This is a genomic window from Acidicapsa borealis, assembly GCF_059115245.1.
In genome coordinates, this window is sequence record NZ_JCACNY010000001.1 from 1,329,021 (window position 1) to 1,340,946 (window position 11,926).

Annotated in this window: 11 protein-coding genes; 5 read left to right on the forward strand and 6 right to left on the reverse strand. The window is 56.5% G+C overall.

What is annotated here, in order from left to right; translation table 11 throughout:
- Positions 1-515 precede the first annotated feature (515 nt).
- Both AC5S27_RS05305 and AC5S27_RS05310 read left to right on the forward strand, forming a co-directional pair.
- Complete coding sequence (locus tag AC5S27_RS05305; protein WP_493933522.1) at positions 516-1,544, forward strand: nucleoside hydrolase; 1,029 nt, start codon at positions 516-518, stop codon at positions 1,542-1,544.
- Between the two features lie 43 nt (positions 1,545-1,587).
- Positions 1,588-2,163, forward strand: coding sequence for an AAA family ATPase (locus AC5S27_RS05310; protein ID WP_493933523.1), 576 nt, complete (start codon positions 1,588-1,590; stop codon positions 2,161-2,163).
- Between the two features lie 36 nt (positions 2,164-2,199).
- Here AC5S27_RS05310 and AC5S27_RS05315 read toward each other — a convergent pair whose 3' ends face one another.
- From AC5S27_RS05315 to AC5S27_RS05340, 6 genes are all read right to left on the reverse strand, one after another.
- Positions 2,200-2,982 carry an ABC transporter permease gene (locus AC5S27_RS05315; protein ID WP_493933524.1) on the reverse strand — a complete coding sequence of 261 codons (783 nt, stop codon included), beginning with the start codon at positions 2,980-2,982 and terminating at the stop codon, positions 2,200-2,202.
- Positions 2,979-3,728: an ABC transporter permease gene (locus AC5S27_RS05320; RefSeq protein WP_493933525.1), complete on the reverse strand. Its 750-nt coding sequence runs from the start codon at positions 3,726-3,728 to the stop codon at positions 2,979-2,981. The genes AC5S27_RS05315 and AC5S27_RS05320 overlap by 4 nt, the downstream gene beginning before the upstream one ends.
- Positions 3,725-4,516 carry an ABC transporter ATP-binding protein gene (locus AC5S27_RS05325; protein WP_493933526.1) on the reverse strand — a complete coding sequence of 264 codons (792 nt, stop codon included), beginning with the start codon at positions 4,514-4,516 and terminating at the stop codon, positions 3,725-3,727. The genes AC5S27_RS05320 and AC5S27_RS05325 overlap by 4 nt, the downstream gene beginning before the upstream one ends.
- 9 nt (positions 4,517-4,525) lie before the next feature.
- Positions 4,526-5,944 carry an amidohydrolase family protein gene (locus AC5S27_RS05330; RefSeq protein WP_493933527.1) on the reverse strand — a complete coding sequence of 473 codons (1,419 nt, stop codon included), beginning with the start codon at positions 5,942-5,944 and terminating at the stop codon, positions 4,526-4,528.
- Between the two features lie 37 nt (positions 5,945-5,981).
- Positions 5,982-6,977, reverse strand: coding sequence for an ABC transporter substrate-binding protein (locus AC5S27_RS05335; protein ID WP_493933528.1), 996 nt, complete (start codon positions 6,975-6,977; stop codon positions 5,982-5,984).
- 421 nt (positions 6,978-7,398) lie between these two features.
- Positions 7,399-8,595, reverse strand: coding sequence for an ARPP-1 family domain-containing protein (locus AC5S27_RS05340; RefSeq protein ID WP_493933529.1), 1,197 nt, complete (start codon positions 8,593-8,595; stop codon positions 7,399-7,401).
- 77 nt (positions 8,596-8,672) lie between these two features.
- On the opposite strand from AC5S27_RS05340, the gene AC5S27_RS05345 reads away from it, so the two are divergent.
- The 3 genes from AC5S27_RS05345 to AC5S27_RS05355 are packed head-to-tail and all read left to right on the forward strand — an operon-like array spanning position 8,673 to position 11,868.
- Positions 8,673-9,638 (forward strand): RNA polymerase sigma factor, encoded by a 966-nt coding sequence (locus AC5S27_RS05345; protein WP_493933530.1) that lies wholly within the window; start codon positions 8,673-8,675, stop codon positions 9,636-9,638.
- Positions 9,635-10,933: a zf-HC2 domain-containing protein gene (locus tag AC5S27_RS05350; RefSeq protein WP_493933531.1), complete on the forward strand. Its 1,299-nt coding sequence runs from the start codon at positions 9,635-9,637 to the stop codon at positions 10,931-10,933. Before AC5S27_RS05345 ends, AC5S27_RS05350 begins: the two co-directional genes overlap by 4 nt.
- A gap of 14 nt (positions 10,934-10,947) precedes the next feature.
- The gene (locus AC5S27_RS05355; protein WP_493933532.1) at positions 10,948-11,868 is read left to right on the forward strand and encodes a GntR family transcriptional regulator; all 921 of its coding nucleotides are present in this window, start codon (positions 10,948-10,950) and stop codon (positions 11,866-11,868) included.
- Positions 11,869-11,926: the final 58 nt, after the last annotated feature.

Consider the following 11,926-nt stretch of genomic DNA (forward strand, 5'->3'; position numbering starts at 1 on the left):
GCCGCTCTATCATCGCGGTCTGGGCCGACCGTCAACGTTTGCCCGTGCTGCCGGGCGACTATCCTGCACAGCCTGCGGGGTCGCAGCGTGCAACTTACTGAAGTAAGCCGATCGGGAAATCGACAATATGCATCGGGGCAAAAGTAGTCTCGATAAGCGGTATTAAACCACAAGGCAGTCTGCGCGCCTAGCCTTTTCGTGGATTCAACGCTCGCGCCTGCGCGTGGAACATTCGTCAATACATTTACAAGAGCGATTTGGAATTGACATCTAGCCGGGGGTACGTCACGATGGGCGATATCGGCACGTGTGCGGAATGCATCGGTGCAGCCTGCGCTCAATCCGGCGAAAAAGGATCCCGCAACAGTGTCCGTCTCATCTCCAACGGAGTTCGTCCCATGCGCGCGGCAAGAACGAAGCGTCGTCTCTCTCTTTGGCGAAACATTTCCCTCGTCTGTCTCGGCTGTCTTACTCTCGCGTCGACTACGGCCCGTGGATGGGCCGTTGAAAGGCGCATGGTTATTGCCGATCAAGATGCATCCGGCCCCGGCGGCTCGGACATGATGTCGCTTCTCGTCTTCCTCCAATCGCCCGATGTCCAGCTTCTCGGCATCACTGTCGTCACTGGCGATAGTTGGCGCGATCAGGAAGTGGGACACGCTCTCCGACTACTCGAAACCGTTGGACGTACCGACGTCAAGGTCTATCCTGGCGCAGCTTTCCCATTGTTACGCACCCTGGAATGGACTCGCCTGGCGGCGCAAATCTACGGGCGCGCAGCTTGGGAAGGTGCGTTCTCTGATAACCAGAACCGCAAGTCGTGGGATGACATGTCTCCGCTGAAGGAAGGGAATCCCGTAACGCTACCTGCGACTGAAGACGCCGCCCACTTCATGGTTCGCATGGTCCACAAATACCCGCATAAGATCACGATCTACGCGGCCGGACCGCTGACAAACGTAGCGCTTGCGATCAGCATCGATCCACACTTTGCGGAGCTCGCTCAGGAACTCGTCATCATGGGCGGTAGCCTGAATCCCCAGACCGAAGCGAAGGAATGGGTCAACGATCCCCGCCATGAATTCAACTTCTGGTTCGATCCCGAAGCCGCTTCGATCACGATGCACGCAGGCTGGGCCAAGATCACAGTAACCACCGTTGATGTGTCCCTCAAAACTCGCGCAGAGCCCGAGGTCCTGGACGCGATTGCGAAGGCAGATAGTCCGGCCGCTCGGTACCTGACAAAATACTTTGAACGCCCCGTCTTTCCTAACTACCTATGGGATGAATTAGCCGCCTTGGCGTGGCTCGATCCATCCATCATCACTCGCGAGCGTGACATCAAGCTGGACGTCGATACCAACCGAGGCGCAGGTTATGGAAATACGGTGACCTGGGACGATGATCTTGCACCTAATATGAAGCTGAACAAGGTCCATGCTCAGTTAGATGTTGACTCTGCAAAATTACAGCGAGAGCTGATTAAACTTATGTCTGGACCTACAGCTTCTCCCAACCCAAGTACAGCCGATCTGACTCGTTAGTCTCCCGGTATTGTCCATCTTGAACGCGAAGCGAGGTAAATGAATGGCAGAGAACTACCAAAGTAAGGATGTCTGGAGCCGCACCACGACCGTCAACGGATATCCAGTAGACGAAATTCGTTCAGTCCTGCAAAAGTCCATTCGGCGAGGCAAACTCGAAGAAGCAACTCTAGCCGCCTATGAGCTATTCGCCAGTGGGCCTGAAGCTGAAGAAGTGTTGTGGCGCAGGCTCGAAATTATTGCGACGGAAGATGTCGGCTTCGGCCTGATCGAGGCGCCTATGTTGCTTGAAGCAATCAACCAGCAGCGACTGCGCATGGCTGAGGGCGCCGAGCGGTGTATGTATTCCGCACACGCCGTTCGCATTCTCACCACCGCAAAGAAGGATCGCACCTCGATGGAACTCGCCGGCTGGGCTCATGAAGTGATCACCCGTGGAGAGCGCAAGGTAGAGGTAGAAGACTACATGCTCGACATCCACACCCGCCGCGGTGCAGCGATGGGTAGAGGTACAGAGCACTGGTGGAGTGATGGAGCGCGTTTAGACGATGAGGTCGGAGGTTTCGAAACCAAGTGGGGCGATTACCTCCGTAAACTCTACGGCCCAAAGTCAGAGTAACGTTCGCCGTCGGCGGTGCGTTGAAGTAACATCCTCTCAGGCGCGCCCAAAGACCTCACGAATGCGATGTTCCACTGAACCCGCCAGTATGTACAAGGTCGCAGAAAGCAGCATCGCGGCGATGCTCGCTCCGAATGCTCGCGGTATGTTGAACTGCTGCATCGTCGTCGCGAAAAGAGCACCCAATCCCCCAGTTTGCATCAGGTATTCGGCCACCACAGCAACCAGGATGCTTGCTGCTGCTCCCGTTCTCAGTGCCGTCGCCAGCGAAGGCAAGGCTGACGGAAGCGCAAGCAGCCACAACTGTCTCGATTTGGGCGTATCCCATGTACTCAGCAATTGACCGGACATCGGCGGCAAATTCCGAAGCCCCGACGCTGCGAATACAAAGCTGGGAAAGAACATCATGATGAGAACAGTGAAGTATTCCGTAGGTGTTCGATAGCCGAATATCCTTGCCAACAAGGGAATAATGCACACCACTGGTGTCGAACTGACCAGAATCGCAGCCGGTCCCAAAAAACCAGAAATCAGATCCGAAGTCCACGCAAGCACAGCCAGCATCAGACCAAGCAGAATTCCACTCACCAACCCCGCAAGTGCAATTCCTAGTGTCCACAGCGACGCCGCAATATACATCGAAGGATTCGACACGATATCTCGCAAGACCTCTGCCGGAGGCACCACAATCAAACTGTTCGGTGTCGTCGTGTCCACCCAGACCTGCCAAAGCACAAGCAGTAAGCCGGCTGCCCAGAGCTGAGAAACAGCGCGCGAGCCGTACGCCACCCCCCTCCGAAGCAGTGTCGTGGCCATCATGAGAAATACCTCCGTGCGCGACGTTCGAGGCTGCCGATCACGCCATATGCGATCAACGATGCCGCAACTGCAAACACAACCGCAGCCCACATCAACGGGATCTGGAAGTTGAGCATGGTGTTCAGGATAATGATTCCAAGCCCTGTCGAAGATCCGAACCACTCACCTACAATGGCGCCTACAATCGCAGCAGACACGGACACCTGCATACCAGCCAGAAATGCAGGAATTGCGGCAGGCAATTCAAGATGGATAAGCCGGGAAAAGCGGCTTACGCCAAGCGTCGAAAAGACATCATTCAACCGTGGATTCACCGATCGAAGACCACTGCTTACCGTAACAAAAGTAAGAAAAAATACGGGAATTGAAGACAGTGTTGTAGGCGTCCAATCGCGCCCCACAGTAACAATGAGGATCGGCCCAAGAGCAACCGCAGGCACAGCATTGATCATCACAGCCAGCCGATTCAGCCCTGTGCGCATAGGCCTTATCAGATGCGCGACCAAGGCCACTAGTGTCCCAAGCAGAGCACCAACACTGAGGCCAGTTGCCGCTGACAGGAGAGTGGAGGCGACGGCTCTTCCCAGTAGCGCCAGTCTCCACGGCTGTCGATAGATAGCCAACACCGCTCCAATGGATGGGATCGACGGCCCGCCAAGATGCAGCATCCCCGTCAGCTGCCAAAGGCATAGAAATACAACGAACCCCAGGATTCCGTAGACGCGGACCCCTCGAGCAGAGCTCATCGGTCATCCGCCTTATCTTCGCGCAGAATACGAGCAGCATCCGGATCGAGACAGAGCGTCAGTTCATCGCACAACTGATGAAACACCTCCATCCGCGTATGCTCCAGCGTATGTGGGCGCGGAAACGGAACTCGATATTCCCGTAGAATGCACCCGGGTCTGCCAGTCAGCACAACGATGCGATCTGCAAGAAACGCAGCTTCTTCGACGGAATGCGTCACTAGCACAGTAGTAGCTCTCTGCTCCAGCCAGATGCGTTGCATCTCGTGATTCAGATGCCGCCGCGTCACCGCATCCAACGCGCCAAAGGGTTCATCGAGTAGCAGCAATTGCGGCTTCAATGCCAGCGACCGCGCAATCGCCGCACGTTGCCGCATACCTCCAGAAAGCTGTCTCGGCTTTGCCGATTCAAAGCCCTGCAGCCCCACCAGTTGAATCAGATACCGGATGCGCTCGTGATCGATTGCGACACCCGCAGCCTGAAACGGCAACTCAAGATTCGACTGCACCGATCTCCACGGCAGCAGCGCATGCTCCTGAAAGGCAACGCCAAGCTGATGCTCCGCACGCAACTCCGCAGGCGGCCTTCCGTGAATGAGAACAGATCCCGAACTCGGATCTTCAAGCGCAGCCAGAAGATGCAGTATCGTGCTCTTTCCGCAACCCGAAGGACCCAGCAACGCAACAAATTCACCAGTCTCAATCGTGAGATTGATCTCGCTCAGCGCGCGCACCGTCTCACGCCGGTTCAGCCGATACTCCTTCGAGATTCCGCTCAGCTCAATCATGGTCTCTCGTCACTGGATTGCCGCTTCAAATCGACCCATGATCGTGGAATATTGCTGCGCCATCCGTTCCCGCATAGGCGCCAGATCCATCGTCAAGATTTGCCGGTCTCGCATCACCATGCGGCCATCGATAATCACATGCCGTACATCCCGTCCGGTCGTGCTTTCAGCCAGTGTAATCAGCGGATCCATATTCGGAAACTGATCGTAATCATCCGCAGCTACTAGGATGATATCCGCGAGCTTCCCAACTTCAAGGCTGCCAATCTGATTCTCCAGACGAGCTGCCCTGGCACCCCCACACAGTACTTGTCGCAAAAGCTGCTCATTGCTGAGCGGCGTGTCCCAGTGATACGGCGTACCCGAAACAGACTGCGCTCCAACCTGCGCCGCATGCACCACCGCAAAAAGGTCCAGCGTAGATCGCGTCGCAGCCCCGTCCGACCCAAGTGCAACCCGCACATTGCGCCGAATCATCTCGTGCAGCCTCGGCACACCAATACGATAATTGTTGAGCGCACAGTGGCAAGCCGAGACATCGTGCTTCACATAGAGATCAAGCTCATCACTACTCAGTAAGACCGAGTGAGCAGCATGGACATACTCGTCAAAGCAACCAATCGAAGCAAGATACTCCGCAGGCCTAAGCCGCCAATGCTTGATCGTATAATCCACCTCGTACGTGCCCTCGGCCAGGTGCGTGTGAATCGGTGTATCGAGCGCATGCGACAGTTCCCGCATGCCAACGCGCAACTCTTCCGTATTCACCAGCAACTGCCGCAGCGCCAGCCACGCATTCACTCGCGGATGATCCTTCCACCGCAGCACCAATTCCTCGCTGCGCCGCAGTGCTTCCGCAGTAGTGTAGCGGCTCTTCGCAGGCACTGCCTCATCCATATCCATCGTCGACATGGCAATGCGTCCGCGAATGCCAATCTCCGCAGCTGCCCGACCCATCTCATCCGGATGTGGCCCACCGGCCTCAAGAAAACAAGTCGTTCCCGAAGCAATCATCGCCGCATACCCAGCTAAAGCACTGCAGTACACATCCTCCGGCTCAAGCCCGCATTCAAACGGAATCAGATACCTCTGCCAAACCGGCTCAAGGTACTCACCATTGCGCCGAAGGGAAGAGAACTTGCCATGCAGGAATTGCTGAGCAGTGTGATAGTGCCCGTCGATCAAGCCCGGCATCGCAATCAATCCAGAAGCATGACATATCTCCAATGCTCGAAATCGCTCTCGCGCCTCTGCTTCCGTTCCAAGCCAGACGATCGCATTGCCTCGGATCGCGATTGCGCCTGCAGGAATGATCCTGTTTTGATCGTCAAACGTCACAACGTCAGCGCCAAGCACGAGAAGGTCTACAGACTGGGGTGCCGTAGTTGACGCGTCGAATGGATTGGCAAGTCCTTGCGAATCAGACAATAGATCGAACTCCTTGCAGAGATGTAGTTGCGCTGTTCTAAGCGTGGATGAGCCCCAGCGAGCGATGAGCTTCCGCGATGAGCGAATTATCAAGTAAACGCTTTGGATCAGGGAGATACGTGTGTCCTGTGATAGCTGCGGCTTCGTACATCACACCGCTCAGGTCTTCATGCCCAATCCAGAAGGGAAGACCGTTCGAAGGCGCAATCTCCAATGGCGTCTGCAACGCATTCAGACGCGTCTGCTGCTCCAGATCAAGTCCCAGATCACCGCCATAGCGAGTCACAGTCAAAGTGGCCGCGTAGGAAGCATTGAGCAGGTTGATAGCGCGAGCCCGCAGCAGGGCTCTCAGGTATGCCACAAGCATCGGTCTCTTGGTCTCAAGCGTTTTACGATGCGTAATAACCAGCGCAGACGGCACGCGATACCCAAGGTCATACATGCGCGTGACAAAGAAGTCCGTACCTTGCTTTAGTCCCATCGCCTCAAGCGTCAGCGGTTGATTGGTGATGAAGCAGTAATAGGCATCGCCGGCACCTGCCATCAGCGCTTCCGGAGAGAAACCCACCGGAACAAACTCATATTCACGCGGCAAATGATTGAGCCTGAATGTTGCATCCATCACTCGTCGCTCCGCAGGGCCCTGCACCAGCAACTTCGCACCCACCAGATCCGCTGGCTTTAGAATCGGTCGCCGAGGTAGTGAGATCAGGCCCACCGGCGCAACCGGAAAGAGAGACGCTAGGATCACAAAATCGTTGCCATGATCCAGTGCATCCAGCAGCGGCAGCCAATCGCTGTCACCAATATTGGCCTGCTCCGCCGCAATCTCAATCACTGGCTGCGGAACGTTTGGCCCACCTGCCAGATATTTCAGCGGCACCCCTTCTTGCGCAAACAGACCCTGATCCAGTGCTATCCAGAAGTTCGCATATTCGACATTGGGCACCCAGCCCAGAGCATGCGTGAGCCCGTGCCCCAACGATGATCGGCATCCGGCGACCGCACCATAGGAAACCGCAGCCGCACTCATGCCAAGAAATCGCCGCCGAGACCAGATCGATCTCGACGACCGTTGCAGGCTGCGGTCCCAGCAGCCATGCGATCCGCTCAACGCTGACACCCGCGAGGCGCCCGAAGTTCGATGAGGAACGTAAGCCCAACAGCAGGATTTAGGGAACTACGCCTCTCCAGACAGGCGACGTGTCCATCATGGGATGAGGTCAAAGGTCTCTCCGCGCAAGGAATGCTTTCTATGCGCTTTGCCGAGGCGCAATCTCATCGGAAGCCGCGTCTTAACGACCACCAACTTCAGACGAGAATCTGAAAAGCTTGCACTCATTCAACCAGAGTTCGCCCGTCAAGTCCAACACCAATACCTCTGGCGAAACTGTACTAGAGGCAGAACAGCGGCTTCTCCTCACGGCTTCAATCGAACCTCCGACGAAGCAGGCTCAGCGAAGAATCACACCCGGACGAATCAAGGGATCGGGTGCCGCTACCTTGAGTTTGCTCATGTGCACCTCGTATCCACTTCCATGTAACAGGGATTCGAGTACAAACGTATCCGATCCATCTCTCTTCAGCTCGTGATATCGATATATCCCAACCTCACCATCGGTAGTCTCGCTTCCCCCACGAGGCATATCGAGGAATCGCAGCGCCTCCCCCACCGTTGGAGGTGCACCGGCGCCTGCTCGCAACTCGCTGCCAGTCAAGCTCTCCGCAGCGTAGGATCGCACTAATTTAGTCCAGTATCGCGATAGCAGCTCCGTGTCAGCGAACACATCTGCCCACACAATCTCTCCGCGAACTGAAACCACAACACCAACTGCATTCTCGGAACGCAATTTCGCGATCACCTCATCACGAGCCTTGACTACCGGAGCGGCTTCGTCAACGCTGGAACTGACTGCGTTGTCCTGCATCACCTTCGCATAGCTCGTCGTTGCAAGAGGAACTGCCAACTCCGCCGAAGTGGTTCCATGAGTCAGCGGCGAAGGTGCAACACGGGCTGAAGACATATGCGAAATAGCCCCGCCAACCGAACGCCACACCTGCTGCTGGTCCTTATCCACCATCGCGCGTCGCCGTACAGATGGCTGCACCATGAATCCGCTTGCGGGCATCTTACCCGCTGCTCCAAACTTCACCGAACTCTCCGTCCAACGACCAGGTTCAATGCAAAAGACCGCCAGATCAATCGGATCGCTTCCAGCAGGCACAATACGATCCTTTGCAATCACCCGGTCCTGCTTACCTCCGGTCACAATCTCACCCGCAAGCAGCAAGAGCGGCTGCTTCGAGTTGTTCGTCAGCACCAGCGTATTCACTTGATCCCCCTGGAGCCGCACCCGTCCTCCGCGAGGCCTCACAAGACCGTTCGCTTTACCCGATTCTGTTACCTCGACCTGTCCGCTCTTAATCCCCTCATCGAGAGTCAGAAAACCTGAACCCTCATGAGCTTTGCCATCCGTTCGCACCACGGGAAATAACAGCAGATTGCCGCTCTCAATCGGCGTCAGCACCTTGTACTCTCCGTGATGCCGATCCGGTAAATCTGTTCCGGCATGTACTGAACTTCCAAGCTTCCAACTCGCGAGAATCACGAAAAAGGCGCACACCATCCCCCACCCGCCCAACCTGCGCATAACGCTCCTCCAGGCACTCATGAACCACCGGCCTATGACTGAAGAACGCAAAAGGAAAAGTTTCTTGCAGGCTATTGTTGAGTTATCTTCATGGCGTGGGGATTACGCCAGCACAATCCGTGGATATCATTGCCGGTGTGAGCATTGCTCCGCCCAGCGATCACATGCTCGCCCCTCTGGTCAATGAGTTATGGCAGCTCAGCGAAGCAGACAAGCACGAGCTGACACGCAGCGACTTCGAACTCATCTTGTTCACCGTTGGCACTTCGCAGAACTTCGGCCAGCCCGCAACGACAGTACCCACCAGTCAACAGCAGGAAGCCTTCCTCCGCGCGCTGAAGTTGGATGATTTACTCCTTGCCCAAGCCTGTGCTCGCGGTATGGAGAGCGCTTGGGATAGATTCGTGGAACTTTACCAGCCAGCCCTGGTCAGTTCAGCAATCGCGATCACCGGGAATGACACGCTTGGCCGTGAACTCGCCCACGGACTCTACGCTGAAATCTACGGTCTAACGCTCCGAAATGGCGAAAGAAGATGTCCGCTTGGTACCTATAAGGGTCGAGGCTCACTGCTTGGCTGGCTTCGCACCATACTGGCTCAGCGTCACGTAGACCATCATCGGCGCACACGCCGGGAACAGCCCCTCGACGATGAGCTCGCTACAAGTGCGCCGTTCGTGTTGGAGCAAACCTCCCCGGTGTCCTCCGTCGAACTAGCCACACTCACTCAAGCGATGCGAATGACATTGCAGCAGAGTCCTACCGAAGCTCGATTTCTACTGATGTCCTACTATCTTGACGAACAACCCCTGCGTCAGATCGCACGCGTACTCGGAGTGCACGAAGCAACCATCAGCCGCAAGCTGCACAAAGTCACCCGCGAACTTCGCAAGCAACTCCTACGCAACCTGCAGTCCCTCGGTCTCAAACCAAGAGCAGCAGAAGAAGCTCTGGGAACCGACCCACGTGACATCAATATCAACCTCAGGAAACTGCTGCAAGCAACGCAATCTGAAACGTTCTTAAAAAAGAGTGGCCAATGAATACCATCTCTCACCTCGACACCCATCCCGACGTGGAAAGTCTCAACGCGTTCGCCGAGCACGCTCTACCCGGGCACGAACGAGAAACCGTCTTCGCTCATTTGGCCGAGTGCACACGGTGCCGCCAAATCGTTCAGCTCGCCGTCGGAGCAGCGGAGGAAGTACCGTCCCACGTGATAGCAATCGAGCGCAAGCCAAACCCCTTCGCACGGTTCGTAATTTGGCGCATGGCTCCGACCGGACTTGCAGCCTGTGCAGCGATTGTGACGCTCATCCTTCTGCGGCCGCGAATCGATACCCCCGTGCACCAGGCCACGAGCAAGGGAACGGACGCCTCCCGCCATGCGACCCGCGCGCCAGGCGAACAAATCCGATTCAACCCGTTGCCGTCAACGTCAATTGCGAAAAGAGACGAGGACCTTCAGCAGCAGCCAGCGCCTTTTTTGTCGCAATCGATGCTCCCGCGACGAGCTGAAAGCAAGCCATCCATGCAGCAATCGAATGGAGAACAACATGTATCCCACACAGTTCAGCCTTCGCCACCCGACAACACGCCAGCATTCTCTCAGTCAGCCGTCGCAGCAGCCCCGCTGATACAACCAGCGTTGCCCGTAACCCAGGATCTAGCCGTAACAGTGTCTGCGTCTTCAGTGTTCGTAAGTATCCAGCCGGAACGTTCTGCCAAGGAACTGCAACTGCAAGCACACGTCTCCAGTGGGCAGATTCCTCTGCTGGAGGCGAAGACCTTCAATTCAGCGAAGATCCTCACGCCGTCTCATTCGATTGCTTCTGCCCCGCATCATAACGGTGTCGCAGGTATCATCGCTGCAAAGTCGTCCCCTGCAACGAACCACGTGACAAACCTGCCGCTCAGTTCCGAATTGGCAATCAGTGCACCAGCACCGCAGCACCAGCCAGCAACGAAAGAAGATTCAGAACTCGCAAGCCGCATCCTTTACACAAGGTTGCCTGACGGACTCACAGCTGTCTCGACAGTGTCAGCGCTGCACCGGCTGCTGGCACTCGATACCTCCGGCGCTGTCTTCCGCAGTGAAGATAGCGGCGCCACCTGGACCCTCATCCCGCAGCAGTGGCAGAGCCGGGCACTCGAAGTCCGCATCCACGCATCCACTGCGGACAAGTCTTTTCCCGCATCTTCTGCCAGCACAGACCAAAGCAAAACAGATAAAGCCAAGCTGCTGGTTGCAGCACCCTCCTTCGAGATTGTTACCGCCGATGGATCCACCTGGATCAGCACCGACGGTGCCGTGTGGACGCCAGGTAAGGCACAATAGCTCAGAGGAATTCCGTGAGACTCTGGTTCGCCCCAAGCAGCGAAGTCCCCATTTACCGGCAGCTCGTCACCCAGGTTGTCCTCGCGATCCTCAGCGGTGACCTCCGCCCCGGTGACCGCCTCCCAAGCACCCGCGAGCTCGCACGCCGATTCGCGATTCATCCGAACACCGTCAGTGCAGGTTATCGTCAATTGGACCGTGAAGGCTGGACGGAGACTCGCCATGGCAGTGGTGTTTTCATTCGTGCCAACGCTGAAGCTCCTTCCACTCCAGAGCAGATTCTCGATCATCACATTGCAGGCTTCTTTCGCGCCGTCCGCGAACTCAACATGCCATCAGCCATCGTTCGTAGTCGCGTCGCGGCTTGGCTCGCAGCACCGCCACCCGACCACTTTCTACTCATCGATCCAGACCCCGAGCTTCGTCAGATATTGCTTGCTGAAATCCATCAAATCACCAGCTTCCCCTGCACTGGCGCGCCCATGGACGCCTGCGCGTCTCCCGAAGCGCTCGCTGCCGCCATCCCCATCTGCAGGCCCAGTAAATCCAAGGCTATCCGCACCGCACTCCCGTCCGGCATCGAGCTCATCACCCTGCAGATTCGCTTCGCAAACACCTGGCTGACTCCCTGGCTCCCCGCATTCTCGCAAGGCAAGTCTGGACAGCTGACCGGCATCGTCTCGCACTGGCCAGAGTTTCTCGAGATAGCCCGCACCATGCTAGTCGCAGCCGGTGTCAATCCCGACTCACTCATCTTTCGCGACGCCCGCCAGCCAAGATGGAGCCGCGGCCTGGACCAGACCACTGCCATCCTCTGTGACGCCTACACTGCCTCTCTTGCCACTCTCCCGCGCAAGCCCCGGACAATCGTCTTCCCCCTGCTCGCCGACTCCGCACGCGTTGAACTCATGCGCTACTCCCCTACACTCTTGTGACACTTCAAAAACCGTCCTCAATCCCCATTCCGGCGTCATCGCAATTCGTATGCTCACC